At 62.2% G+C, this 25,924-nt stretch carries 18 protein-coding genes; 11 read left to right on the forward strand and 7 right to left on the reverse strand.

Annotated features, from left to right (window positions below; all coding sequences use genetic code 11):
- Positions 1-26: 26 nt before the first annotated feature.
- The gene (locus MTX19_RS12685; protein WP_280983890.1) at positions 27-1,358 is read right to left on the reverse strand and encodes an acetamidase/formamidase family protein; all 1,332 of its coding nucleotides are present in this window, start codon (positions 1,356-1,358) and stop codon (positions 27-29) included.
- Between the two features lie 492 nt (positions 1,359-1,850).
- Here MTX19_RS12685 and MTX19_RS12690 point away from each other — a divergent pair, with 492 nt between their 5' ends.
- The 7 genes from MTX19_RS12690 to ltrA all read left to right on the forward strand — a co-directional run bounded on the left by MTX19_RS12690 (position 1,851) and on the right by ltrA (position 10,055).
- Positions 1,851-2,501 (forward strand): DedA family protein, encoded by a 651-nt coding sequence (locus MTX19_RS12690; protein ID WP_280983891.1) that lies wholly within the window; start codon positions 1,851-1,853, stop codon positions 2,499-2,501.
- A gap of 406 nt (positions 2,502-2,907) precedes the next feature.
- A complete protein-coding gene (locus tag MTX19_RS12695; protein ID WP_280983892.1) occupies positions 2,908-3,891 on the forward strand; it encodes a tripartite tricarboxylate transporter substrate-binding protein in 984 nt (327 codons plus the stop codon).
- A gap of 205 nt (positions 3,892-4,096) precedes the next feature.
- A complete protein-coding gene (locus MTX19_RS12700) occupies positions 4,097-4,972 on the forward strand; it encodes an S-methyl-5'-thioadenosine phosphorylase (protein WP_280983893.1) in 876 nt (291 codons plus the stop codon).
- Entirely contained in the window at positions 4,969-6,072 is a 1,104-nt protein-coding gene (gene mtnA, locus MTX19_RS12705) for an S-methyl-5-thioribose-1-phosphate isomerase (protein ID WP_280983894.1), read from the forward strand. Before MTX19_RS12700 ends, mtnA begins: the two co-directional genes overlap by 4 nt.
- A gap of 72 nt (positions 6,073-6,144) precedes the next feature.
- Positions 6,145-6,687 carry a tripartite tricarboxylate transporter TctB family protein gene (locus MTX19_RS12710; RefSeq protein WP_280983895.1) on the forward strand — a complete coding sequence of 181 codons (543 nt, stop codon included), beginning with the start codon at positions 6,145-6,147 and terminating at the stop codon, positions 6,685-6,687.
- A 22-nt stretch (positions 6,688-6,709) separates the two neighbouring features.
- Positions 6,710-8,221 (forward strand): tripartite tricarboxylate transporter permease, encoded by a 1,512-nt coding sequence (locus MTX19_RS12715; RefSeq protein WP_280983896.1) that lies wholly within the window; start codon positions 6,710-6,712, stop codon positions 8,219-8,221.
- 511 nt (positions 8,222-8,732) lie between these two features.
- Entirely contained in the window at positions 8,733-10,055 is a 1,323-nt protein-coding gene (ltrA, locus tag MTX19_RS12720; RefSeq protein ID WP_280980119.1) for a group II intron reverse transcriptase/maturase, read from the forward strand.
- Positions 10,056-10,320: 265 nt separating this feature from the next.
- On the opposite strand, the gene MTX19_RS12725 is transcribed toward ltrA, so the two are convergent.
- Both MTX19_RS12725 and MTX19_RS12730 read right to left on the reverse strand, forming a co-directional pair.
- On the reverse strand, positions 10,321-11,718 hold the full coding sequence (locus tag MTX19_RS12725; RefSeq protein WP_280980118.1) for an IS1380 family transposase: 1,398 nt from the start codon (positions 11,716-11,718) through the stop codon (positions 10,321-10,323).
- A 94-nt stretch (positions 11,719-11,812) separates the two neighbouring features.
- Positions 11,813-13,003, reverse strand: a complete 1,191-nt coding sequence (locus MTX19_RS12730) for a CoA transferase (protein WP_280972634.1) — start codon at positions 13,001-13,003, stop codon at positions 11,813-11,815.
- A gap of 395 nt (positions 13,004-13,398) precedes the next feature.
- On the opposite strand from MTX19_RS12730, the gene MTX19_RS12735 reads away from it, so the two are divergent.
- Positions 13,399-17,265 (forward strand): M10 family metallopeptidase C-terminal domain-containing protein, encoded by a 3,867-nt coding sequence (locus MTX19_RS12735; protein ID WP_280983897.1) that lies wholly within the window; start codon positions 13,399-13,401, stop codon positions 17,263-17,265.
- Positions 17,266-17,334: 69 nt separating this feature from the next.
- Here MTX19_RS12735 and MTX19_RS12740 read toward each other — a convergent pair whose 3' ends face one another.
- Both MTX19_RS12740 and MTX19_RS12745 read right to left on the reverse strand, forming a co-directional pair.
- Positions 17,335-18,222, reverse strand: coding sequence for a formyltransferase family protein (locus MTX19_RS12740; RefSeq protein WP_280983898.1), 888 nt, complete (start codon positions 18,220-18,222; stop codon positions 17,335-17,337).
- On the reverse strand, positions 18,216-19,280 hold the full coding sequence (locus MTX19_RS12745) for a glycosyltransferase family 2 protein (protein WP_280983899.1): 1,065 nt from the start codon (positions 19,278-19,280) through the stop codon (positions 18,216-18,218). Before MTX19_RS12745 ends, MTX19_RS12740 begins: the two co-directional genes overlap by 7 nt.
- Before the next feature lie 792 nt (positions 19,281-20,072).
- On the opposite strand from MTX19_RS12745, the gene MTX19_RS12750 reads away from it, so the two are divergent.
- On the forward strand, positions 20,073-20,846 hold the full coding sequence (locus MTX19_RS12750; RefSeq protein WP_280983900.1) for a class I SAM-dependent methyltransferase: 774 nt from the start codon (positions 20,073-20,075) through the stop codon (positions 20,844-20,846).
- Between the two features lie 98 nt (positions 20,847-20,944).
- Here MTX19_RS12750 and MTX19_RS12755 read toward each other — a convergent pair whose 3' ends face one another.
- On the reverse strand, positions 20,945-21,142 hold the full coding sequence (locus MTX19_RS12755) for a hypothetical protein (protein WP_280983901.1): 198 nt from the start codon (positions 21,140-21,142) through the stop codon (positions 20,945-20,947).
- Between the two features lie 876 nt (positions 21,143-22,018).
- On the opposite strand from MTX19_RS12755, the gene MTX19_RS12760 reads away from it, so the two are divergent.
- Entirely contained in the window at positions 22,019-22,198 is a 180-nt protein-coding gene (locus MTX19_RS12760) for a hypothetical protein (protein ID WP_280983902.1), read from the forward strand.
- Between the two features lie 21 nt (positions 22,199-22,219).
- On the opposite strand, the gene rffA is transcribed toward MTX19_RS12760, so the two are convergent.
- Positions 22,220-23,362 carry a dTDP-4-amino-4,6-dideoxygalactose transaminase gene (rffA, locus tag MTX19_RS12765; protein ID WP_280983903.1) on the reverse strand — a complete coding sequence of 381 codons (1,143 nt, stop codon included), beginning with the start codon at positions 23,360-23,362 and terminating at the stop codon, positions 22,220-22,222.
- Positions 23,363-23,885: 523 nt separating this feature from the next.
- Here rffA and MTX19_RS12770 point away from each other — a divergent pair.
- Entirely contained in the window at positions 23,886-25,757 is a 1,872-nt protein-coding gene (locus MTX19_RS12770) for a hypothetical protein (protein ID WP_280983904.1), read from the forward strand.
- The last annotated feature ends 167 nt before the right edge of the window (positions 25,758-25,924 follow it).

Here is a 25,924-nt window from a genome sequence, read left to right on the forward strand (position 1 = left end):
GGAAGTCGTCGCTGCAGGCGCGCCCCTCACACCACCGTCATCTCGCGCCTGAGTTGGGGGGCGAAGATGGTCTTGGGTATCAGTGCGTGGACGCCGCGCACGATGTCCACCACCTGGGTCACGCGGAAGCTTACCGCGACGCTGCACAGCGCGTAGGCGTCGAGCTCGCTGATCTTCGCCCGGGCCGCCAGAAACTTGATGGCGTTACGCGCTGCGAGAGCCATCGCTGCGTTCAGGTCCTTGTCGAGGCCGATAATAATCCAGTGTGCATCTGTCTCGGCGACCGGCCAGGCCAGGTTCTTCTGCTTGTGGAGAATAACCTGGATGCGCAGCTCCTTCATGCGTGTCTCAAGGGCCGTAAGCGAGATCTCGCCGTCGCCCTGCACTGCATGGCTATCGCCCGTATAGATCAGCGCGCCGGGCTTCCATACCGGGATGTAAAGCGTCGAGCCCTCGGACTGGTCGCTGAGGTCGAGATTGCCCGCGTGCGGGCCCGGCGGCACCGAGCTGGTAACGCCAGGACTTAAGGGCGGGAAATAGCCATCGGGTGGCGCAACGCCCAAGGTGCCCTGGAATGGCTTCAACGGAATGGTGATATCGGGCAGGAGCCTGGCCTTCATGGCGCGCAGGTCGAGATCGACATACTTGACCTGGCCCTGAGCATAGTCCTGCGGCAGCAGGCCGGTTCCCAGCGCGCCGGGATTGTTGAAGACGGCACCCCATTGATAGGGGCGGATCCGCTCGTAGCGGATCTCCAACACGTCGCCCGGCTCAGCCTTGTTGACGGCGATCGGCCCGATGATCGAATGCGGCCCTTTACCCGGATTATCGACGCGCAGCTTAGCCAGCCTGTCGATCGTTACGCCCGGCTGCATTTCGTTGAGGAAATGCGACCAGGTATCCGGAAAGCTGATGATATCGCCCGAATCGATGGTGAGAATGGGCGCCAGGTTGGCGTCGAACACGCCGAGCCGCACCGTCTCCTTCGTCGAGGGAACCACGTGTACGCGGCCTCCACCATGGGATTGGCGCCTTGGAATTGCGCCGGACTCCTGCGCCCGCGCCAGCCTCGCGAACCATGGCTCGACCGCGGCGAGCGCACCCATGAAGCTGCTTGCTTGCAGGAACTTGCGGCGCCAATGGCCGCGCGCCGACAGATAGCCGTCGAGAGTCTCCTGTTCGACCTCGTCCATATGGAGAAGGGCGTCGCGGGCGCGATCATCGAAGGCGGCATCTTTGATGTCCTCGCGTATGATGCCCGTGCCCCTCTCGTCGCCGCAGCCGAAGAGATTGGCGCAGACGTGATGATCAGAGTGGTGGTGGGCGTGCTCACTTCCGTTGCCGTGGGTCTGGGACATGACGACCCCCAAGAAAGCGTCCGCGCGGTATGCCGCATCGATGGACCGCTACCCGCGCTCACTCGCGATCAAACAACCCGCCTTGGACACGCCACCTTGCCTGGTTCGACGGCCAAATCGCGGAATTATCGCGGACCTCTCACAAAGCTCGCTTCGCTTTGCGTACGAGAAAGACTTCAGTACCACGTTACTCGCTTGCCGTCGACATTGAGGTGGTCACCCGTGGTCCCCGCTCGTGGAGGGCAGGTCGGTTCCGTCCCACCCCAGCACTCGTCGTCGGCCGTCAGCGGTAAGGCGGGAAGGACGCGCCTTTGGGCTCGATCGTTGCTCATGACCCCAAACGGAAGTCCGGGGCAAGAGACTGGGAGGGAAGATGAGATTGATCCGATTATCGCGCGCGGCGACTTGCGCCCTAAGCCTGGTTGAGAGGCAATTTTGCTTCCCGCCTTTTCCAATTTCAGCTATGCAATCTGCAGCAGGCAGTCTTAGGAAATGGAGCTTGCCTCTTTCTCGAGTTATCTGATTGGCTTGGTCCATGTGCATGGACCTTGGATCATCTCCGTCGTTGTCGCGCTAGAAAGCGCCGGCGCGCCCCTTCCCGGAGAAACAATCCTTGTTGCTGCTGCTCTCTTGGCCGCCACCACCAATCAGATCGACATCGCTGTCGTTGTCGCCGCGGCGGCTGCAGGTGCGATCGTCGGAGACGGAATCGGATACATGGTCGGGCTCCGCTTCGGACTGCCGCTTCTTCGCAAACACGGGCGATACATTCATCTCGATGAAAACCGATTGTTGATCGGTCGGTATCTGTTTTTTCGGTATGGGAACGCTGTCGTATTTTTTGGCCGCTTTATCGCGGTGCTGCGAATGTTTGCAGCTTTGCTTGCTGGCGCAAATAGCATGCCTGCACCTCGCTTTTTCCTCTTCAACATCACTGGGGGCATCTGCTGGGCGTGTCTCTTCGGCTTCGGTGCCTACGCAGTCGGAACCGAAATCTATAAGATTTCTGAAGCGTTGACCCTGGTGTCACTGGGATTGTTTATTGCCGTTGGATCCGCGCTTTCGATCATCATTCGGCGATATGAAATTGTGCTTCTTCGTCAGGCCGAGCGCGAGTTGCCGGACCGAGGTGCCATTCGCTGAAAGCCGGGCAATCTCGCATCGATCTTCGAGAGAGAGCTGCTTGTAAGTCCGCCCCATGGCAACACCTGCCAGTGGCAAGTGTTGCACTTTGTTGGTGAACCAGAGGACCCATTACCCCAAATGCCAATCGTTGCGTGACGCCGGGGCTGCAATCCCTCTCACAACGAATGTCGGTGGTTATGGGTCCAGGCATTCGCCAGGACGACGATCGGTGAAATTGCGGGTTTAACTCCATCGTCATTATGACGCATGCGGTGGCTCGCAACGAGGCACCTGCCTCATTCCAAAGTCATACCCTATGCGGCAGTTCACAGCTTGAACTCACACCCATTATCCGCACAATGACCGCAACCCGCCATTCTCGCAGGTTTTTGCTCAGCCGAACAAATAAATAGGGAAGAAACACGTGGGACAGATTGTGAAAGCCACGGCCGCCATCGCTGCCATACTGCTCAGCACGCCGGCCTTCGCCTGGGAGCCGACCAAGCCGGTCGAGATCGTGGTCGCGGCCGGTGCGGGCGGCGCATCCGACCAGATGGCGCGCATGATGCAGGCTGCGATCCAAAAGAACAATCTGATGAAGCAGCCGATGGTGGTCTCGCTGAAGGGCGGCGCGTCGGGTGCCGAGGCGCTGATGTACATGAAATCCAGCGAGGGCGATCCCAACAAGGTGCTGATCGCCTATTCGCTGATCTACATGCTGCCATTGTCGGCCAAGATTCCCTTCAACTGGCGTGAGCTGACCCCGGTGTCGGTGATCGCACTGGACCAGTTCGTGTTGTGGGACAATGCGGCCGGTCCCAAGACGGTCAAGGACTTCATCGCGGCTGCCAGGGCGGCGAGCGCGCCGTTCAAGATGGGCGGCACCGGCTCCAAGCGCGAAGACCACGTGCTGACCGTGTTCGTGGAGCAGAAGACCGGCGCAAAGTTCTCGTACCTGCCGTACAAGTCCGGCGGCGAGGCCGCCACGCAATTGGTCGGTGGCCACACCGAATCCAACGTCAACAACCCCAGCGAAAACCTTGAAGTCTGGCGGGCCGGGCAGGTTCGCGCGCTCTGCGTGTTCGACAAGGAGCGCATCTCCTACAAGACCAAGGTCACAGACACACAGTCGTGGAACGATATCCCGACCTGCAGGGAGGAGGGGCTCGACGTGCAGTACCTGATGCTGCGCGCGATGTTCCTGCCGGGCAAGGTCACGCCGGAGCAGCAGGCGTTCTATGTCGACCTGTTCCAGAAGGTGACGCAGACGCCCGAATACAAGGAGTATATGGAAAAGCAGGCGCTGAAGCCGATCTTCCTCACCGGCAAGGACATGGTGCAATTCTTAGAGGATGACGACAAGCAGAACGCCACGCTGATGAACGAAGCCGGGTTCGTCGCAAAGTAACGGCCGGCGCTGCGGTCCTGCCGGCACATGGCCGAGTGGCCATCTGTCGGCGGACTGTTGCTTTTTGTTTTGCCGTCCGGAGGAATTGCCCTTGCAAGTGGCGGACGCGCGGTGATTATTGCGCCTCAGTATTGGTCGAACGTCCGGCGTGCCCATCGGGCTGGGTCAACTCTCCGTCGCCGTTGCAGAACCGTGAGGAGCGATCATGACCAAAGCCGTTCTCGGGATCATCGGCGGATCCGGCATCTACGACCTGCCCGGCCTTGAAAACGTCCGCGAGCAGGCGATCGAGAGCCCCTGGGGCGAGCCGTCGGCGCCGTTGCGACGCGGCGAGATGGCGGGACTGCCGATCGTGTTCCTGCCGCGGCACGGGCCGGGGCATGCTTTGTCGCCGTCCGATATCAACTACCGCGCCAATATCGACGTCCTGAAGCGGGCAGGGGTCACCGACCTGGTCGCGCTGTCCGCGTGCGGATCGTTCAAGGAAGACTTGCCGCCGGGCACCTTCGTGCTGGTCGACCAGTTCGTCGACCGCACCTACAAGCGCGAGAGCTCGTTCTTCGGCAAAGGCTGTGTCGCGCATGTGTCGATGGCGCATCCGGTGTCGCCGCGTCTCGCGGGGCATCTTGCCGCCGCGGCCGAAGCTGAGGGCATCGCATTTGCCCGCGGCGGCACCTATCTCTGCATGGAAGGACCGCAATTCTCCTCGCTTGCGGAAAGCCTGACCTACAAGGCGCAGGGTTATTCGGTGATCGGCATGACCAACATGCCGGAAGCCAAGCTCGCGCGCGAGGCCGAAATCTGCTACGCCAGCGTGGCGATGGTGACCGATTTCGATTGTTGGCATCCGGGCCATGATGCCGTGACGGTGCAGGATATCATCCGCGTGCTGAATTCGAACGCCGAGAGGGCCAAGGCGTTGGTCGCGCGCCTGGCGCGGGAGTTCCCGCGCGAGCACGAGCCGTGTCCCGTCGGCTCGGATCGTGCGCTGGACACCGCACTGATCACGGCGCCCGCGGCGCGCGATCCCGCGCTTCTCGCCAAGCTTGATGCCGTTGCCGGACGGGTGTTGCGCACATGAAGGTGGACGGACAGCATTTTCGCAGTATTTGGCTCGAGCCCGACGGCTGGTCGGTCGGCGCGATCGACCAGCGGCGGCTGCCGCACGAGTTCATCGTCGCCAGGATCACGACGGCGGAAGAGGCCGGTGAGGCGATCCGCTCGATGCTGGTCCGCGGCGCGCCGCTGATCGGCGCCACCGCGGCCTATGGCGTGGCGCTGGCGATGCGCAGCGATGCGTCCGATGCGTCCCTCGACCGGGTCGGCAAGATGCTGGCTGCGACCCGGCCGACCGCCATCAATCTGAAATGGGCGATCGACGAGATGCAGCGCGCACTCGCGCCGCTTCCGGCCTCGGCACGGATGGACGCGGCCTACGCTCGCGCCCGCGAGATCGCCGATGAAGACGTTGCGATCAACCGCGATATCGGACGCCACGGGCTTGGCCTGATCGAGGCGATCGCCGCAACAAGGAAGCCGGGCGACCCGGTCAACGTGCTGACGCATTGCAATGCCGGTTGGCTTGCAACCGTGGATTGGGGCACGGCGACATCGCCGATCTATCAGGCGCATGATCGCGGCATTCCGGTTCATGTCTGGGTCGACGAGACGCGCCCGCGCAATCAGGGCGCCTCGCTCACCGCCTGGGAACTCGGCCATCACGGCGTGCCGCACACCGTGATCCCGGACAACGCCGGCGGCCATCTGATGCAGCATCGGATGGTCGATCTGGCGATCGTCGGAACCGATCGCGTTGCCGCCAATGGCGACGTCTGCAACAAGATCGGGACCTATCTGAAAGCGCTCGCCGCGCGCGACAATGGTGTGCCGTTCTATGTTGCGCTGCCGTCGCCGACCATCGACTTTGGTATCGACGATGGTGTCAGGCAGATTCCGATCGAGCAGCGTGCGGCCAGCGAGGTCACGCATCTGACCGGGCGCACGGCGGACGGACGGATCGAGACCGTGCGCGTGGTTCCGGACGGCTCGCCGGCGGCGAACTTCGGTTTCGACGTGACGCCTGCGAGGCTGGTGACGGGATTGATCACCGAGCGCGGCGTCCTCAAGCCGGATCGTGCTGCACTTGCGAGCGCGTTTCCCGAACGCTCCAGTGTTAGCTGAAGGCTGCATTGACGGTGATTGTATCAGCACGCTATCCCAATCGTTGCCCTCGCAGCCCAGACCGTCTCATCCATGTCCCATGCCGATCTTGATATCGTCGTCGACGATCCGACCGCGCCCGAGGACGACTCGCCCGCGGTTGTCAGCACCGGTGCTGTCGACGTCGTCGTGTCGCTTCTGCTGCTCGCACTCGCCGTGATACTGGGTTGGGACAATTGGCGCACCGGCGCGTCGTGGGACTCGACCGGCCCGCAGCCCGGCTATTTTCCGTTCTATCTCTCGGTCATTCTCGGCGGAGCCAGCCTCTACGGCCTCGGTGCGGCCTTTGTCTCGCGCCGCGAGGCCGCCGAGACCTTCGTCACCCGCGCGCAGCTTCGCCGGGTGCTGGCGGTGTTCGTGCCGACATTCCTGTTCTGCCTCGCCACGCAGTATCTCGGGCTCTATGTCGCGAGCTTTCTCTTGATCGCGGGCTTCATGCGCCTCGTCGGCAAGATCGCGCTGTGGAAGTCGCTCCTCACCGCCTTCGTCTTCACCGCGGTGATGTTCGTGACTTTCGACATCGTGTTCGACGTCATCATGCCGAAGGGGCCGCTCGAAGCCGCTCTGGGCCGCTAGCAAACCGACGGGATCTCAGGACATGGAAGCCTTCGGTCTCCTGCTGCACGGCTTCGCCGTGCTGCTGACGTGGAAGACGCTGCTGTTGATGATGGTCGGGCTGGTGCTCGGCATCTTTGTCGGCGTGCTGCCCGGACTTGGCGGTCCCAACGGTGTCGCGATCCTGCTGCCCCTGACCTTCACGATGGATCCGACCTCGGCCATCGTGATGCTGTCCTGCATCTATTGGGGCGCGCTGTTCGGCGGCGCGATCACCTCGATCCTGTTCAACATCCCGGGCGAGGCTTGGTCAGTCGCGACCACGTTCGACGGCTATCCGATGGCGCAGCAGGGCCGGGCGGCGGAGGCCCTTACCGCGGCGTTCACCTCGTCGTTCATCGGATCGCTGGTTGCGGTGCTGCTGATTACCTTCCTGGCGCCGATGATCTCGTCATTCGCGCTGAAGTTCGGTCCGCCGGAATTCTTCGCCGTCTATCTCCTGACGTTCTGCTCCTTCGTCGGCCTCGGCCGCGAGGCCAAGCACAAGACGGTGATCTCGATGTCGCTCGGGCTTCTGCTCGCCGGCGTCGGCATGGACACGGTCTCGGGACAGTTGCGCATGACGTTCGGCTCTGCCGAACTGCTGCGCGGCATCAACTTCCTCGTCGCGGTGATTGGCCTGTTCGGCATCAGCGAGATCCTGCTCACGATGGAGGAGCGCCTGGCGCTGCGCGGACACGCCGCCAGCATCAGTCTTCGCGTCGTGCTCTCGGTGTGGAAGGACCTGCCGAAATACTGGGTGACGCTGGTGCGTTCGTCCTTCATCGGCTGCTGGCTCGGCATCACGCCCGGCGGCGCGATTGCGGCTTCCTTCATGGGCTACAATCTGGCGAAGCGCTTTTCCAAGGATCCGGGGAGCTTCGGCAAGGGCCGCATCGAGGGCGTATTCGCGCCCGAGACGGCCGCGCACGCATCCGGTACCTCCGCGCTGCTGCCGATGCTCGCGCTCGGCATTCCCGGCTCGGGCACCGCGGCGATCCTGCTCGGCGGCCTGATGGTGTGGGGTCTCAACCCGGGGCCGCTGCTGTTCGTCGAGCACAAGGATTTCGTCTGGGGCCTGATCGCCTCGATGTATCTCGGCAACGTCGTCGGCCTCGTGCTGGTGCTGACCACAGTGCCGATCTTCGCCTCGATCCTCCGCGTACCGTTCGCGGCGGTCGCGCCGATGATCGTGGTGTCCTGCGCGATTGGTGCCTATGCGATCCAGAATGCGATGTTCGACATCTGGCTGATGCTGGGCTTCGGCGTTGTCGGCTACGTCTTCAAGAAAATCGGCATCCCGCTTGCGCCGTTCACGCTGGCGCTGGTGCTCGGCAATCGCGCCGAGGACGCGTTCCGCCTGTCGATGATCGGATCGGGCGGCGACATGAAGGTGTTCTGGTCGAACGGGCTTGTCGGCACGATCACGACGCTCGCGATCGTGCTGCTGTTCTGGCCTTTGATCGACAGGGCCTTTGCCGGCGTTACGCGCCTGGTGCGGCCGGCAAGGGCGTAAGGGTTAGCCCGGATTTCTCAGTGCGCCCCGACGGCGCGCATCACCAGTGGAGGAGGATTCCACCCAGATAGTTGTCGATTGATCTGGTAGCTGACGAGCGGATCGGTCGGGTAACCGGCCGGTTCGAAGCCTCGTGACAAAGGCCGCCTTGGGCGGTCGAGCAATCCAGCGGGCCGTAATATGAGTGAAGTCTGAGCAGGCCTCGAAAGTGAAGATGCGGATGCCGACCCGCCTGAGATACGGGGAAGGCCGTGTGGATAGGGAAGCAATCGACGTGCGCACCTGTTTGATCCGCCGGGGTAGTGGACTCGGCACGCTGGAAGGGCGATGCGGGTAATCGGGGGAGACCCGCAGCGGGCGGAGGTCGCGTCTTCAACGTCGCAATTGGCGGCGGCCTGCAGCGGGAGTCGGACAGGGACGCGGTACCGTTGAAACCGGGTAATGCCGGCGGAGGGAAGGTCCCTGACTTCTGGTGTGCTTTCAAAGACGGTGAGGAAACAGGTGATTGGCGATGAGCCTCGAAACGCCTGAAAGGATCAGGACCCTTCAGAGAAAGCTCTATTGCAAGGCGAAGGCGGAGCCTGCCTACCGCTTCTATTTGCTCTACGACAAGATCTGCCGTGAGGACATTCTGCGCCACGCCTACGCGCTGGCCCGTGCCAATGCGGGTGCGCCTGGTGTTGACGGGGTGACCTTTGAGCAGATCGAGGCGTCGGGCGTGGAAGCATGGTTAGCGGGGCTGCGCGAGGACCTCGTTTCGAAGACGTACCGACCCGATCCGGTGCGGCGGGTGATGATCCCGAAGCCCGGGGGAGGCGAGCGCGCGCTCGGCATTCCCACGATCCGCTGTCGCGTCATTCAGACTGCCGCCAAACTCGTGTTGGAACCGATATTCGAAGCGGACTTCGAGGACAGTGCTTATGGCTATCGTCCGCGTCGCAGCGCGGTCGATGCGATCAAGGAAACGCACCGGCTGATTTGCCGGGGCTATACCGACGTGGTTGACGCCGATTTGTCGAAATATTTCGACACGATCCCGCATTCGGACCTCCTCAAATCGGTGGCCCGACGCATCGTTGACCGGCATGTGCTGTGGCTGATCAAGCTGTGGCTGCAAGCGCCGGTCGAGGAGCGGGACGGCAACGGGAAGCGGCGCATGAGTGGCGGCAAGAACAGCAAGCGCGGCACACCGCAAGGCGGTGTTGCAAGCCCGCTGCTCTCCGTCATCTATATGAACCGGTTCCTGAAGCATTGGCGATTGACCGGACGCGGCGAAGCCTTCCGCGCCCACATCGTCTCGTACGCCGACGACTTCGTCATCCTCAGCCGCGGCTATGCGCACGAGGCTCTGGCGTGGACGAAAGCGGTGATGACGAAACTCGGGCTGACGCTCAACGAGGCGAAAACCTCGGTGAAGGATGCCCGGCGCGAGAGCTTCGACTTCCTTGGTTATAGCTTCGGGCCGCATCGGTACCGGAAAGATGGCCATTGGTATCTGGGCGCGAGCCCGTCCAAGAAGAGTGTTCAGCGGCTCAAAGCCAAGGTGAGCGATATCCTGGTCCCCGGCAACACCGGGTGCTGGCTTGACGTGCGTGACCGGCTCAATCGCTTGTTGCGAGGCTGGAGCACGTACTTCGGCTACGGCACTCGGAAACCGGCGTACCGGACCGTCGATAACCATGTGTACGAACGGGTCCGCGGATTCCTGGTCCGACGTCACAAGGTGCCGTCGCGTGGCACCCGCCTCTTCCCGCGAGAGGCTGTGTTTGGCGCGCTCGGGGTCTTGCACCTCCGACGCGTCCACTTGGGACCGCCGCCGTGGGCCTTGCACTGAAGCCAGTCGGAAAGCCGGATGCGGTAGCTCCGCACGTCCGGTTTGATGAGCGAGGAAGGGAAACGGGGCGTTGCCGAATGGCCCAAGCTACCGCGCCCTTCCCCGACTCTACCAGGGCCGACTGATCTGACAACACCGATTTGGTGTGCCAGTATGGCCATGAAGGGTTGCTGCGCGGGAAGGCGCGGCTGGCGGGATTAGGTTGTGGGTTTCTCCGGTGGGCCAGTTGGCGATGCCGCGGTTTGGCGCGTCGCAGCTTCGCGTGTCAGGCCGGCGAGGCGCGGGCTCCGGCGGCTTTGGCCAGGCGGTGCGCGGCGATGCCCCACGGTTCGGCGGCCGGACAGGCCGAGGCCATGGCGATCTTGATGCGGCGGACGCTGATGCGCACCAGTGCGCCGATCTTCAGGAGCTTGAGGCGGATGGTGCCGCAGGTGGCGTCCGCAAAGATGGTTTCGGCAAGGCCGATGCGCCTCAGGGCACAGATCAGCACATAGGCCATCGAGGCGAACCACAACCGCAGTTGGTTGGCGCGCATGGTCGCCGCGGAAGTGCGGTCGGCGTAGAGATCGAGCTGGCACTCCTTGATGCGGTTTTCCATCTCGCCACGGGCGCAGTAAATGTCCTCGTAGAGCTGCCGCGCACCCGCCTCGGCCCGCTTGAGCGAGGTCACGACGAAGCGCGGATTGGCTTCCCCTTTTGTCCACTCCGCCTTGGCGACGACGCGGCGCCTTCGGCTCCAGGTGCCGCGCGTGCTCCACTGGAAGTCCTTGAAGCGGCGCGCCGGGCGGCCGGTCTTCTCGGCTGCAGCCCGCGCCGCGGCGAGCTCCTCTTCGATCATGGCGACCAGGCGCGTGTTGCGGGCGAGCCCGAACAGGTAATCCACGCGGTTCCGTTCGCACCACGCCATCAGCGCCTCGCGCGCAAAGCCACTGTCGGCGCGCAGCAGGATGCGCACGAACGGCCAGTGGACGCGGATTTGCCGGACAATCCGCTCGACCTCCGCGACGCTGCCCGCGCTGGCGTCAATGTCGGAGGGCCGCAGCTTGGCCGCCAACAGATGCCGGCCGCAGAACACGTACAGCGGCAGATAGCAGTAACAGTCGTAATAGCCGTGGAAGAAGCGTCCTTCCTGATGCCCGTGCAGCGGGTCGTCGGTGGCGTCGAGATCGAGGATGATCTGCGCCGGCGGTCGCTTGTGCGCCTCCAGGAATAGCGTCACCGGCAACGCCTCGATCGCCGCCGCGTCGTAGGCGATCTTGTGATAGCGCGAAGGCTCGTTTCGGCTCAGCTCCAGCCGGTTCAGCGTCGACTTGCCGGCCACCGGCGCGCAGTCCTCGCGCTTGGCCTCAAGCTTGCCCGCCAGCACCGCCATCAGCGGGTCGTGCCGCAGCTCGTCGTGATCGTTGAGATCTTCGTAGCCAAGTGCAATGCCAAAGACCCGTTGTCCGACCAACGTCCCGACCGCATGCTCGATCAAGTCCGGACGGCGATGATCGCGAAAGCAATCTGCAAAACGCCCCACCAGATCGATCGCTCGATCGGCGGCGCCCAGAAGCAGCGCTCCAGCGTCCGACGTCACCAGGCCAGCATCAAAGGCCGCTTCCACAGCCCGGCCTTCCACCACTCCAAAATCAAACCGTTCTGCGCTACACTCTGTCGGCATCGGGGCATTCCTTGAATCATCGCAAAGTCCTTCTCGCAAAAGAACTTTCGCTGATTCGCGCCCCGATGCGCCTCAACACTGTGAGAAATGCGGGTTAGACCACCTTGCGCTGCCGCAGTTCGGCGATCTCGTCCTTGCCGAAGCCGAACTCGGCCAGCAATTCCTCGGTCTGCTCGCCGAACTCCGGCGGCCGCGCCGCCATCTTGCTCGGCGTCCGCGACAGCGTCACGGGTTGTCCGACGAGCTGAATGTGCCGGTTCTCGTCATTGGGCACGTGCTGCGCGATGCCGAGATGCTTGACCTGGGCATCCTCGAACATCTGGTCGATCGAATAGATCGGCCCGCAGGGCACGCCGGCCTCGTTGAGCTCGCGGACCCAGGTCTCGGTCGATTTCTTCTCGGTCAGCGTGTTGATCTTCGCGTTCAAGGCATCGCGGTTCTTGGAGCGCGCCGGCGCGGTCGCGTAATCGGGATCGGTGATCAGCTCCGGCGCGCCGATCGCCTGGGCGCAGCGCTCCCAGATCCGGCCGCCGGTGGTGGCGATATTGATGTAGCCGTCGGAGGTCTTGAAGACGCCGGTCGGGATCGAGGTCGGATGGTTGTTGCCGGCCTGCTTGGCCACTTCCTGTTCCATCAGCCAGCGCGCGGCCTGGAAATCCAGCATGAAGATCTGGGCCTGCAGCAGCGAGGTCTGGACCCACTGGCCTTCCCCGGACACGTCCCGCTCGAGCAGCGCGGTGAGGATGCCGATCGCGCAGAACAGCCCGGCGGTCAGGTCCGCCACCGGGATGCCAACCCGCATCGGGCCGCCGCCGGGCGCGCCCGTGACCGACATCAAGCCGCCCATGCCCTGCGCGATCTGATCGAAGCCGGGGCGCTTGTGATAGGGGCCATCCTGTCCGAACCCGGAGATGCTGCCATAGACGATGCGGGGATTGATCTTGCGGATGCTCTCATAGTCGATGCCGAGCTTGAACTTGACGTCCGGCCGGAAGTTCTCGACCACGACGTCGGCCTGTTCGGCCAGCCGTTTGAACACCTCGAGCCCCTTCGGATCCTTCAGGTTGAGGGTCATCGCGCGCTTGTTACGGTGGAGGTTCTGGAAGTCGGATCCGCCGCGCGGACCTCCCGGCTGCTCGCCGCCGTCTTCCAGCAGGGCATCGATCTTGATCACATTGGCGCCCCAATCCGCGAGCTGACGCACGCAGGTCGGCCCCGAACGAACGCGGGTCAGATCCAGGACGGTGAAGCGGGACAGGGCTTGGGACGCGCGAGGAAAGGGCATTGAGAACACCTCTTGTTTGGCGGGCCGTTCCGGATTCCGGCCTGTCTGGCTTAGACAATTTGGCAGGGCATTCCAACCGCTACCCAATGGGAGTGGGCTGGAAACGAGTGGCCTGCCGGAGCGACGGTTCCGATCGGGAACGCGCCGTGGCCAGCACGATATCCGCAAATCCACGGTGTGGTCGACCCCGGGGATGGTCGCTGTTCTGCCATGATTTTTCTCGAAGCGGTAATTGCGTTTTCGGCGCGCACCTTAATGGTTTGCCAATGACGCTTCCGCAAGATTGCGTCAAACGACGGCGATCGGGCTATGTCATTCTGCATCTGATCGTCAGCCGTTTCATCCAACGCAACTAACTCCCAGGTACGGTCGGTGTGATGCGAAAAGGCCATTCGTTGTCCGATGATCTCGGCGTTTTTCCTCTTGATGGTTGGGATGGTCCGGCGCTGACCGCGGGATTGCAGACGTCTAATGGCGCAGCGGCAGGTCCCGCCCTTCTCGGCGATCCCGGCGATCAATATCCGCTGGCCGCGAGTTCAGCGAGCACCCCCACGAACGCCAGCTCTACCAAGCCGGTGGCGACGATCGCACAGCTTGCCGATTACCTCGTCAACGGATTCTGGGCCTACAACAACACGATCGCCCATCATTGGGCCTCGAATACGATCACCTTCAACATCAGCGCCCTGAATGCCGCCGAGCAGGCGCTCGCGCTGTCTGCGCTCGAGGCCTGGCACGAGGTCGCGAACGTGAGCTTCGTTCAGACAAGCGGCAGTGCCAACGTCACGTTCGTCGACACTGGCTCGATGACGGCCATGACCAGCGCCGACTGGAACAGCTCGGGCATCATGAGCTCTGCGACGGTCGATATCAGCTCGGACTGGATCACGACCGACGGCGGTGCCTATGACGGCAAGACCGGAATCGACAGCTACGGATATCAGACCTACATCCACGAAATCGGTCACGCACTCGGCCTCGGCCACCAGGGCCCCTACAACGGCAGCGCGAGCTATGCAACCGACGCGATCTACGCTGACGACACCTGGCAATATTCGATCATGTCGTACTTCGCGCAGGATAACTATTCCGGAAGTTCGTACCGCTACGTCGTCACGCCCCAAATGGCCGATATCTATGCGGTGGACTCGATCTACGGCGCCGCGACCACGGCGCGGACAGGCAGCACGGTCTACGGGTTCAACAGCAACGCGGGCTCGATCTTCAACTTCGCCAACTACAGCCAGCCGCCGGCTTTCACGATCTATGACAGCGGCGGCAGCAACACGCTCGACTGCTCCGGATACTCCGTCGCGCAGACCATCGACCTGCATCCCGGCGCCTTCTCCTCGATCGGCGGCCTGGTCCACAACATCGGGATCGCGACCAACACGATCATCCAGACAGCGATCGCTGGCAGCGGCAACGATACGCTGATCGCAAACGACTACGCCTGCACGCTGGTGGGCGGTGCGGGCAACGATACCATGATCGGCGGAGCCGGCGCCGACCGCCTGGTCGCCGGCTCCGGCGTCGATACCATGACCGGCGGTGGCGGCGCCGACACTTTCGTGTTTGCGACCGGCGACGTGACGGCGGCGAGCGGGACGCATGATCTGATCACGGATTTTGTCTCGGGCCTGGACCACATCGATCTGAGCGGCATCGATGCGATCAGCACGACCTCCGTGCACGACGCTTTTCGCTTCATCGGTCTCTCGGGATTTGACCATACCGCGGGTGAGCTCGACTACAGCTACAACAGCTCGCTCGGTGAAACAGTGCTTCAGGGCGACACCAACGGCGACGGCATCGCCGACTTTGCGATCGATCTGACGGGCAACATCGCGATCGCCGCATCTGACTTGATCGGAATTCTGACCACTCCGATTACGATCGAGTCCGCTGGTTCGATCAGCCTGGTCGAGATGGGCGCCAACTTCTACTTCAATCCTGTTGCCGGCGGGGCCAGCGTAGAGCTGAAATATCAGGGATCGCCGGTCATCTCGGGCCAATTCGACCCCTATGTGCCGGTCGGTGTGGAGCAGACGGCGAGTGGTTACGAGGCTGCGCTGAAGAACGCGGCGACCAACCAGTTCTCGATCTGGAGCACCGACAGCAGCGGCAATTTCCAGTCCTACACGGTGTATGCCGGCAACAGCGCGGCGCTGGAGTTGTTGGAGCCGAGCTTCCACCAGGACTTGAACGGCGACGGCGTCATTGGCGTTGCCACCACGACGATCGAATCCGCCGGTGCGACCAGCCTGGTCGAGGCCGGCAACAATTACTTCTTCGAACCTGTCGCCGGCGGCTCCGGTGTGGAGATGAAGTATCAGGGCGCGGCGGTCACGGTGGGGCAGTTTGATCCCTATGTGCCGATGGGCGTGGAGCAGACGGCGAGCGGTTACGAGGTTGCGCTCAAGAACGCGGCGACCAACCAGTTCTCGATCTGGAGCACCGACAGCAGTGGCAATTTCCAGTCCTACACGGTGTATGCCGGCAACAGCACGGCGCTGGAGTCATTGGAGCCGAGCTTCCATCAGGACCTGAATGGCGATGGTGTCATTGGTGTTACGACCACGACGATCGAATCCGCCGGCGCGACCAGCCTGGTCGAGGTCGGCAACAATTACTTCTTCGATCCTGTCGCAGGCGGCACCGGTGTGGAGATGAAGTATCAGGGCGCGGCGGTCACGGTGGGGCAGTTTGATCCCTATGTGCCGATGGGCGTGGAGCAGACGGCGAGCGGCTACGAGGTTGCGCTCAAGGACGCGGCGACCAACCAGTTCTCGATCTGGAGCACCGACAGCAGCGGCAATTTCCAGTCCTACACGGTGTATGCCGGCAACAGCACGGCGCTGGAGTCGTTGGAGCCAAGCTTCCATCAGGACCTGAATGGCGATGGTGTCATTGGTGTTGCGACCACGACGATCGAATCCGCCGGCGCGACCAGCCTGGTCGAGGTCGGCAACAATTACTTCTTCGATCCTGTTGCCGGCGGTGCCGGTGTGGAGATGAAGTATCAGGGCGCGCCGGTCACGGTGGGACAGTTTGATCCCTATGTGCCCATGGGCGTGGAGCAGACGGCGAGCGGCTACGAGGTTGCGCTGAAGAACGCGGCAACCAACCAGTTCTCGATCTGGAGCACCGACAGCAGTGGCAATTTCCAGTCCTACACGGTGTATGCCGGCAACAGCGCGGCGCTGGAGTTGTTGGAGCCGAGCTTCCACCAGGACTTGAACGGCGACGGCGTCATTGGCGTTGCCACCACGACGATCGAATCCGCCGGTGCGACCAGCCTGGTCGAGGCCGGCAACAATTACTTCTTCGAACCTGTCGCCGGCGGCTCCGGTGTGGAGATGAAGTATCAGGGCGCGGCGGTCACGGTGGGGCAGTTTGATCCCTATGTGCCGATGGGCGTGGAGCAGACGGCGAGCGGTTACGAGGTTGCGCTCAAGAACGCGGCGACCAACCAGTTCTCGATCTGGAGCACCGACAGCAGTGGCAATTTCCAGTCCTACACGGTGTATGCCGGCAACAGCACGGCGCTGGAGTCATTGGAGCCGAGCTTCCATCAGGACCTGAATGGCGATGGTGTCATTGGTGTTACGACCACGACGATCGAATCCGCCGGCGCGACCAGCCTGGTCGAGGTCGGCAACAATTACTTCTTCGATCCTGTCGCAGGCGGCACCGGTGTGGAGATGAAGTATCAGGGCGCGGCGGTCACGGTGGGGCAGTTTGATCCCTATGTGCCGATGGGCGTGGAGCAGACGGCGAGCGGCTACGAGGTTGCGCTCAAGGACGCGGCGACCAACCAGTTCTCGATCTGGAGCACCGACAGCAGCGGCAATTTCCAGTCCTACACGGTGTATGCCGGCAACAGCACGGCGCTGGAGTCGTTGGAGCCAAGCTTCCATCAGGACCTGAATGGCGACGGTTCGATCGGCATTCCGTCGGGCCAATCGTCGTTGGGTTCTTCAACCGTCGGCGGATCGACCGCTGCGCCTGCAACCGCTGAATCGTTTGTCTTTCGCACGGATCTTGGAGCGGGAGTCGAGGCTAACCCTGGCTTACCTGCAATAGAGCACGATCCTTTGTGGCCTGCGGCATCTGCTCATGGAGATGGTCCGCAGGGCAGCTCATCATCGACGGCGCAAGGGCACGTCGAGGCGTTTGCCGCGCTGTTCGATGCTATCAGCCAAAGTAGCGTGATTGCGCACAGCTCCGACCTGCACGTACATGACTTTCTCATTCGCTGATGGCAGACCGCCTCAGCGATGCGCGATGCGGCGCATGGCAATGGTAGGACATAGCCAATTCCCCTCTGTTCATTCTGATTTTTGTAGTCGCGACCGCACGCGATCAAAAATGAATGCCGCGCCATCTTCGCGGCGGCATTGATCAATCCTCAACATTCCGGTCCCGCAAATCACTATGGGAGAACCTTTATCAAGCCTCCAAATTTTGCCGGCGGTCCTGATCTCGAAGGTCATGTCTGGGACGATCGTAACATCGGAAATGCGCACGGTTTCTGTCCCGCCGACCGTGGTGCGGGCGCCGGCATAAGGGTATCCAACCGCGTTCACAAACCGCTGGATTGTCTCGGCATCGCTCGACCAGTCGATCTCGTAGTCGGCATCATCCCGCCAGATGCTGTAGGTCGCCTGATCCTCACGTTGAGGAGTGGCCGACAATTGACCGCTTCGCCATTTCCCGACAAGTTCGACGGCGATTTTCGTCATCAGATCGGCCTGAAGCTCCAACGCGTCACGGATCTTGAGCGGATAAGAGATCGGAAGCACACGCTGTGCGTAGATCGGGCCTGCATCGACCGTCTCAGTGGGGTGCAGCGCGGTCACGCCGATCTCGCGATCGCCCTTGATCAGTGCGGTGACCGTTGGTGCAAAGCCTCGGTACCTGGGAAGCAGGGAATCATGAAAAACCACGGTGGAAGCGGTGATTGCCGGCAGGAGATACTGCCAGCCGACCAGAAAGACGAGGTTCTCGGGGGCAAGGACAGGATGGCGCGTTCGAAGCAGGTTGATCGACCTTTCCAGCGCAAGATCGCGCAGGCGCTCGAAGCCGTTGGCCTGATCGCCGGCCTGGGGGTAGCTCGCGATGGTTCCGATCTCGATTCCGTAACGGAGCAGGCCTTCGACGAAGACCGCGCCCTTCAACCCGGCGCCACAAACGACGATCTGCCCCGCTCTCAGCATGTGTGGTCGTCGGCCTGAAGAATGCGAGCTTGGCTTTCAGGGCGCAGCTCGGTGCCGCTGCCGGTCAGAATCCGATCGACGATGAAGGTCGGCCGTCCCTTCGCTTCGACGAGAATTCGTCCGACGTAAAGGCCGGTGAGGCCAACTGCGAACAACAGGCTTCCGGCAAGGAACCAGAGCGACAAGGCAATGCTGGCCCAGCCTTCCACCGTGAGTGCGCCCATCAGGTGTGAGACAAGAACAAAGAACGTCATGCTGAACGAGAGCAGTGCAATGAGGAACCCGGTGACCATGACCAGTTTCAGGGGCTTGTCGGAGAAGCCGACAATAACGTTCATGCCCAGTGCTACGAGCTTTCCGAAGGTGTAGCTGGAACGCCCTTCAAAACGCGGAGCTTGCTCAACCGCGAGCGTCGTCTGCGAAAAGCCGACCCAGGAAACGATGGCTGGAAAATACTTCGATTCCTCCTGCCAACGAGTGATCGTCTCGATCACCCGCCGGCTGTAGATTCCAAAATTTGCGAATTCCGGCCGCTGGCGGGTGTCGGTCAAGTAGCTCAGCAGTCCGTAGAATATCTTCGACAGCAATCGACGGTGAATGGGATCGTTGCGCGTGACGCGCTCGGCTCGAACCACCTCAAAGCCTTCCTTGGCCTTGGCCCACAGCCTTGGAACCTCTTCCGGCTGGTCCTGAAGATCGCAATCCATGACGATGGTCCATTCGCCTGTTGCCCGGGACAGGCCGGCCTGGATCGCTGCGTGCTGGCCGAAATTCCGCGAGAGGCGGATACCGATGATCGCGGAATCGGTCGCGACCAAGCGTTCGATCTCGTACCAGGAGCCCTTGGGGCAACGATCATCGACGAGGATCAGTTCGTAAGAGACGTTCGTCCGTGAGCATACATCCTTGATGCGTTGGCTCAGCAGCTCGAGGCTTTCCGGTGAACCATAGACAGGTACGACGAATGACCAGGTGGGACCAGCGGAGCGGTCGTCACCGGCGGGCAAAGCGTCCGAATCGCCATCCTTCATTGCTGGATGCGTGGTGGCGGGGGTCATCTTTGCACGCTCGCGGTTCGCTGGCTCAAGGAAGTCATGGAGGATCGGTGAGACACGGAAGAAACCAAATTCACCCCCGGGGGGACCAGGCAACGCTGGCGAGACAAATACCCCAGAGCGACATGGCGTTCCAGTGGCCGGGTTGGTTGACGTGGATTGCCAATGCCCAAAAACCCGGTCTGCTTGCCAATGTCGATCTGGAACGGTATTGCACTGACGAGGATGTTGCTCGGCGCGGGTCGTTGCCATTAACAATGGAACGGGCATTCTTGAGAGTGGCGCGACGGCCCAGGTGCGCACCGGACAATCGGAGATTACTGGCAACGGAACCGGCGTCGCAGGGACCATGCTGTCTTACGGCACCAACCAGCTGAACGGAAATGGTGCCGATGGGACGCTGACGCTCCCGCCTCCCGCACTGAAATAGCAACAGGCTGGAGCAGCTCGCAGGGCTGGATGAGGACCTCCCGGACGCGCCGTCCGAGAGGGATTTGCGTTGATGTCGTCAACTCGTTATCTACGCGATTGCACCGTCCAATTTGGTGGCAGGCCGAAGCTGCCATATCCTCTTATGGTCGGTATTTTCGCGCGATGGTCGAATTGGTCGTAACTCGGGAAGCGCAGTCGAACGGCGTAGGACGAAGGATGCAGCCGAGCGTTGAGTTGGCGTCGGGGCGGCGTTGTCTGGCGTGTCATGCAATCGAACCAGTGGCCGCCGATCAACCGATTTGGCCACTTGGCTGGCGTTGCCTTCGGTGTGCGCACGTTGTTTCGCAAGCTGAGGGGATTCCCATGTTCGCTCCTGAGCTTGCGAATACAGCCAGCGGATTTGATCCCGATGCGTTCGACGAGCTTGCGCAGCTGGAAGCCGGACATTTTTGGTTTGTCGCCCGCAACCGGCTCATCGTCGGTTTGGCTGACCGGTTTTTCCCACAAGCGCGATCGTTCATGGAGATAGGCTGTGGGACAGGCTTTGTGTTGCGAGCCATGGCAGGATCCCGCACGTGGCAACGCCTGGTCGGCTCGGAATTGCACCCAGCCGGACTGGCGCATGCGAAGGAGCGTCTGCCGTCCGAGGTGGAATTCGTGCAAATGGATGCGCGCGATCTCCCCGCGGCGGACATGTTCGACCTCACCGGCGCGTTCGACGCGATTGAGCACATTGTGGACGATGAGGCGGTGCTGAGCGGATTGCGAGCCGCCACGAAGCGCGGCGGCGGCGCGATCATCACCGTACCGCAGCATCCTTGGCTATGGAGCCGGGCCGACGAGGTCGCCTACCATCAACGGCGCTATCGCCGCGGCGAACTGGAAGCGAAGTTGCGCCGCAACGGTTTCGAGGTCCTCTTTTCATCGTCTTTCACGGCACTGCTTTTGCCGCTGATGATGGCCAGCCGCTTGAAACCCGGAAAACCAAGTGCGGATGAAGACGTCTATGAATTCAAGCTCAATCCCGTCGTCAACGGGATGCTACGCGGTATATTGCAAGCCGAGGTTCGGATGACCCTGGCAGGCATTCGATGGCCTGCAGGAGGCAGTCGCGTTGTCGTGGCACAAGCAGTCTAGATTGCGTCGGCCGGTGGCACACAGGCAAAGCGCGTTCGTTGAGAGAGAGTATGATGAACTGGGCTGAGGTATTCGATGCGTGGTGGAGTCCGCTAGGGCTACCGGCGGGCGTCGCGGATATTCATTCCGCTGGTCGAGCGTGAGCTCAACGGCGCCTCGACCAGCCAGCCCAGCCAGATCGCGGGCGCCAGGAACAGGCCGAAGGGAAGAAATGCGGTCGATCGGAGCGGCCGCCGCCGTAGCGCGGCGTTGATGAGATAGGCGGCCAGCGCAGCCGGGGTTGCGATCTCGACCACGGCGAACAGGGTGGACAGCCCGAGTCAGGCACCACCGCGGCAAGCTTGATATCGCCCAGCCCAAGCCCGTTACGGCCACGCCAGGCCCTGTAGCCCGCCATCAGCGCGGAAGGGATCGCGAGCGCCCGCCCCGGCCGCCCGCAGCAGGCCATACCAGCCCGCATCTGGCGACGGTTGCGGCCTGGAGCAGCCCCAGGGCTGCTGCGGCGCCCGTCAGTTCGTTCGGAATGATGCGGCGCCGGTCGCGGCGGTTGCCAGCCCAGCATCAGCGCGCCCCGGATTGCGCCCTGCACCCCATCGGGGCCTGGGGCGGCAAGCAGGCTGGCCGCCACCAGCACCAGCGGGGTGATGGTGAGACTCAGTTGCCGCAACGGGTCGTCGGTTGTTACGAGATCATGCCGGCGTGGCGCCTGGCCGTTGGCCGAGACCGGGCCCGCATCCTGCCGCGGGGCCCGCAACGTTGTCCCTGGACGTGCTTCCGGTCGACCGGACCGGGGATGGCTCCGACTCCGTCGATGTCGGCGGCCTGAAGCCGCTGGCGCGGCCGAATCAGGAGCCGGCCGGAGCACTGTCGAGGGGAGATCCGCTGTGGTTGGTGCTATTGTCGGCCTGACCGTGACTGCGGCCCGGCCGCTCTTCTCGGCCTCGCGGCGGCCGCCACAGCCCGCGGTTGTTGCACCGACGGCCGAGCCGGACGCCAAAGCGCCGGCCCCGGCTGCACCGGACCACCGGCGTTGCCTCTGATCGGGGCGGTTGTCGGCGAAGGCGACGCTATCGCAGTGTCGTCGACCGGACGACCCAGAAGGTCGTTCGCTGCGCCGGGGTGATACGCACGCAGGATGGCAGCTCAGCGCCGTGCAGGCGCGGGAGGTCACCTTGCAGAAGGCCGGCCGCAGCGAGGTTCTCGTGCTGCAACGCCAGGAAGAGGCGGCCGCGCCGTCCGCGGGTAAGCCCACCATGCCGGCCCCTCAGCCGGTGCCCGGCGCACTCGACGGCGTTTACGCACCCTTCACGCCACGCTCGAGGCCGAAGAATGGCGAGCCGGACGGCCTTTGAGGCCTGTTCTGGGGATCACGGTCACGCCCTCAGGATCGTGCCCAGCAGGTCGCAAACCCGTTGCTGCTGGCCTTCGGTCAGTCCGACCCACATCGGCAGCCTGATCAACCGCTCGGACAACGACGTCGTCAACGGCAGGTCGCCGAAGGTGCGCCCGAAACGCCGACCGGCCGGGGACGAATGCAGCGGCACATAGTGAAACACGGAGTTGACGCCGTTGTCCTTGAGCTTCCGCAAAACCATCTGGCGATCGACGCCGGGCGCCAGGAGCACATAGTACAGATGGCCATTGTGCTGGCAGTCTGCCGGCACGATCGGTCGGCGCAGCAATCCCTGACGCTCCAGGTCCTCCAGGCCCGCATGATAGCGGCGCCACAGCGCGAGCCGTTCGCGCGTGATCCGCTCGGCTTCTTCAAGCTGAGCCCACAGGAATGCCGCGTTGATTTCGCTCGGCAAGTAAGACGAGCCGACGTCCTGCCAGGTGTATTTGTCAACCTCGCCCCGGTAGAAGCGGGCACGATCGGTGCCTTTCTCGCGCATGATCTCGGCGCGCTGGACCAGCGCGGGGGCGTTGACCAGCAGCGCGCCGCCTTCGCCTGCGATGACGTTCTTGGTCTCATGGAAGCTGAAGCTGCCGAGATCGCCGATCGCGCCCAGCGCGCGGCCCTTGTAGCGGGCCGCGACACCTTGCGCTGCGTCCTCGACGACGGCCAGTCCGTGCCGTCTCGCGATCGTCATGATCGTGTCCATCTCGCAGCCGACGCCGGCATAATGCACCACCGCGATCACGCGCGTGCGCGGCGTGATTGCGGCATCGATCATACACTCGTCCAGGTTGAGTGTATCCTGGCGGATGTCGACAAAGACAGGTATGCCGCCGCGCAGCACGAATGCATTCGCGGTCGAAACGAAGGTGAAGGACGGCATGATGATCTCGTCGCCGTCGGCGATGTCGAGCAGCAGCGCCGTCATGTCGAGCGCAGACGAGCACGAATGGGTCAGGAGAGCCTTGGCGCAGCCGGTCTGCTGCTCGATCCAGCGATGGCAACGCATCGTGAAGCAGCCGTCGCCGGACAGATGCAGGGAGCGCTGCGCCTGGGCGATGTTGTCGAGCTCCTTTCCGGTCGTGTAGGGCCGGTTGAAGGGAATGGGGTCAGTGGCCACGGTGCTGCTTTCAGGCCTTGCAATGTCGGTGGAAATTGAGCGCGGGCACGCCAGATAGGCGGTTTCGGTGTGCAGAATCAACTGCCAATTTGTGCACGCGTTATCAAGCCCCGGGTCCGCTAATCTCCGACAATCACCGCGCCGGCGGCTCATCCCTCGACGCAGCCCACGCGTTCGAGGAGCAAAGGGTCATCCTTAGGCTGACACGCATGTCCGGCTGGCCGCCTAGTGTCGTTCAGGACCGTTAGGCCATCCGGGCCGTCCTGCAGCTTTGGTAGCGAGCGGGCAGCGTCCCCGTCCGAGGGCAGGCAATCGGTATTGGGGATAGTGGCCAGCGTAGCGTGCCATTCGTCCCCCGCTCGGCGCCAAAGACAACGGATCGGACCGACTTCGACGTGTATTGCGGTTCTTGTGCGGTTGGTCTGGCGCAATGGCTGACGGTGCGATATGCCGCTGATGAAGTCGCAGCCTCGAGACGGTGTTCCGCTCACGAGGCTTGCCTAAATTCTTGCAGGGGGCTCGTTTGAGCAAGGATATTCGTCTGGTCGTGCCGACGTGCGGCGCTGCTCCGCCTTCACTTATGTTCGCAATCGATTATGTCGCGCTGGGTGTCAGCGTCCTGGCGTCCCTGTCGTTGCTGACATGGGTTCTGCTACGTTGCGAGGCAGGCTTTGATTTCACCGATGAAGGTTTCTATCTTAACTGGATTTCGTCGCCACATCGGTACACCGCGTCGCTTAGCCAGTTTGGATTCGTGTACCACCCGCTTTACCAGCTTCTCGGTGGCCGCGTTGTGCAGCTTCGGTGGGTCAATGTGCTAGCAATCTTTGGATGTGCCTTTGTTCTGTGCACAATTCTTCTTCGCTCGATCGCATGCGCGCGCCCGGATCGAAAGGAACTCCCGCTGCTTCAGGCGATTCCTCTTGCGCTTGCGATGGCCGCTGGTGCATTGACGTTCTTCGATCTATGGATTCCAACGCCTGGGTACAACGCGCTAACCTTTGTATCCTTAATGCTTTGTGCCATCGGTGCGCTACGCACCGGACCCAATGACCCAAAGCGGGGCGTTGCTGCGTGGATTCTGATCGGTGTAGCCGGAGGCCTCACATTTCTCGCAAAGCCAACGTCTGCAGCGATGCTGGGATTTGCCGTGCTCGCCTATCTTTTGATCGCAGGCCGATTCCAGTTTCGCGGTCTGGCGCTGTCCGTGTTTACAGCTGCGGTGTTCCTGGCTATCTGCGCGCTTATGATCGACGGATCGTTGGCCGGCGGCATCGATCGCCTATTGAGCGGCTTGTACCTTCTCCACACTCTCTCCGACAGCCACGATGCCCTCCGTGCCATGCGCCTGGATTCCTTTCACTTTAGTGATGAGCAGGAGATCAATTTTCTCTTGGTGCTCGTCGCAGCGCTGGCCGCGACCACGATAGTCATGTTCGAGAATGCAGCCACAAGGCTTGGGGCCGCGCTCGTGGCGCTCGTTTTGGCAGTAAGCAGCATCTCGGTAAGCACCGGCTTGGTATTGCCGGCAATTTCCTACGAGCCGTTCCAGCCGATGCTTGTGTGGGCTGTCTCGATTGCGGTCGCCGTATCGGTGTTGATGTTTCCAAGGTTTGGTCGGACGGCGCTATCACGTGATAATGTTGCGGCTGTAGTCTTCTTCCTCATTTTGCCCTACGCCTTTGCGATCGGGACTGAAAACAACTATTGGAGGCAGGGTGCGTGGGCCGGTTTCTTCTGGCTCCTTTGCCCCATCGTGATTAGCGCGGACATTGCTGCACGCAAAGGAGCGTGGTGGAAGCTAGTTCCGGTGACGTCGGCTGCATTGCTGGTTCCAACTATTGTCCTGTCTGCTGCAATGGAACATCCCTACCGCCAGATGCAGCCGTTGCGTCTTCAGACCGTCGCGACCAACCTCGGTACCAAACGCTCGTCGCTTCTCCTCAGCGCTGAAACGGCAGCTTATATTCGGGATCTGAGGCTGCTGGCAGAACAAAATGGATTGGTACCAGGCGGTCCAATGATCGATCTAGGCGGTCGCAGTCCCGGTCTGGTCTATGCCATCGGCGCCCAGGCGCCCGGAGCCGCTTGGCTGCTTGGCGGATATGCCGGCTCCAACGATTTCTTCAATGCGGCACTCGATATGGCCGACTGCGATATGATCGCTGCGGCATGGATTCTGACCGAGCCGGATTCACCTACTGCCTTGCCGTCGAAATTGTTGCAACGCTATGGAATTGATGCATCCCGGGACTATCGGGAGGTCGGCAGCGTGCATGCTATGCGCGGCCTTGGGACTCAGCGCTCGGAACAACGGCTGCTCAAGCCAACACGAGATTTTTCTGTCGCAAAGGAAGCCTGCGAGCAGGCTAAGAAGAAGCTTCTGGTTAAATGAGGCTGTACTGTGAGGCTTCAATCGGACGTGACTGAGCGAAGCGCGATCGGCAAGGAGCGCTGCATCTCGGCCAGATCGACGAGTTTCTTCCTGGTCAGGCGAGGTTGGCTGAATGGCGTGACGTCGTTGGCCATGCTATTATTTTCGAAGCTTGTCGGCTGAATCGG

This window comes from Bradyrhizobium sp. ISRA464, from assembly GCF_029910095.1.
Taxonomy (GTDB): Bacteria; Pseudomonadota; Alphaproteobacteria; order Rhizobiales; family Xanthobacteraceae; genus Bradyrhizobium.

Excerpts from the sequence above, each read along its gene's own strand:
- MTX19_RS12685 (WP_280983890.1), bottom strand. The coding sequence starts at position 1,358 with ATGTCCCAGACCCACGGCAACGGAAGTGAGCACGCCCACCACCACTCT.
- MTX19_RS12740 (WP_280983898.1), bottom strand. The coding sequence starts at position 18,222 with ATGCTGAGAGCGGGGCAGATCGTCGTTTGTGGCGCCGGGTTGAAGGGC.
- MTX19_RS12715 (WP_280983896.1), top strand. The coding sequence starts at position 6,710 with ATGGAAGCCTTCGGTCTCCTGCTGCACGGCTTCGCCGTGCTGCTGACG.
- ltrA (WP_280980119.1), top strand. The coding sequence starts at position 8,733 with ATGAGCCTCGAAACGCCTGAAAGGATCAGGACCCTTCAGAGAAAGCTC.
- MTX19_RS12710 (WP_280983895.1), top strand. The coding sequence starts at position 6,145 with ATGTCCCATGCCGATCTTGATATCGTCGTCGACGATCCGACCGCGCCC.
- MTX19_RS12725 (WP_280980118.1), bottom strand. The coding sequence starts at position 11,718 with ATGCCGACAGAGTGTAGCGCAGAACGGTTTGATTTTGGAGTGGTGGAA.
- MTX19_RS12745 (WP_280983899.1), bottom strand. The coding sequence starts at position 19,280 with ATGACCCCCGCCACCACGCATCCAGCAATGAAGGATGGCGATTCGGAC.
- MTX19_RS12750 (WP_280983900.1), top strand. The coding sequence starts at position 20,073 with ATGTTCGCTCCTGAGCTTGCGAATACAGCCAGCGGATTTGATCCCGAT.
- MTX19_RS12700 (WP_280983893.1), top strand. The coding sequence starts at position 4,097 with ATGACCAAAGCCGTTCTCGGGATCATCGGCGGATCCGGCATCTACGAC.
- MTX19_RS12690 (WP_280983891.1), top strand. The coding sequence starts at position 1,851 with ATGGAGCTTGCCTCTTTCTCGAGTTATCTGATTGGCTTGGTCCATGTG.
- mtnA (WP_280983894.1), top strand. The coding sequence starts at position 4,969 with ATGAAGGTGGACGGACAGCATTTTCGCAGTATTTGGCTCGAGCCCGAC.
- MTX19_RS12730 (WP_280972634.1), bottom strand. The coding sequence starts at position 13,003 with ATGCCCTTTCCTCGCGCGTCCCAAGCCCTGTCCCGCTTCACCGTCCTG.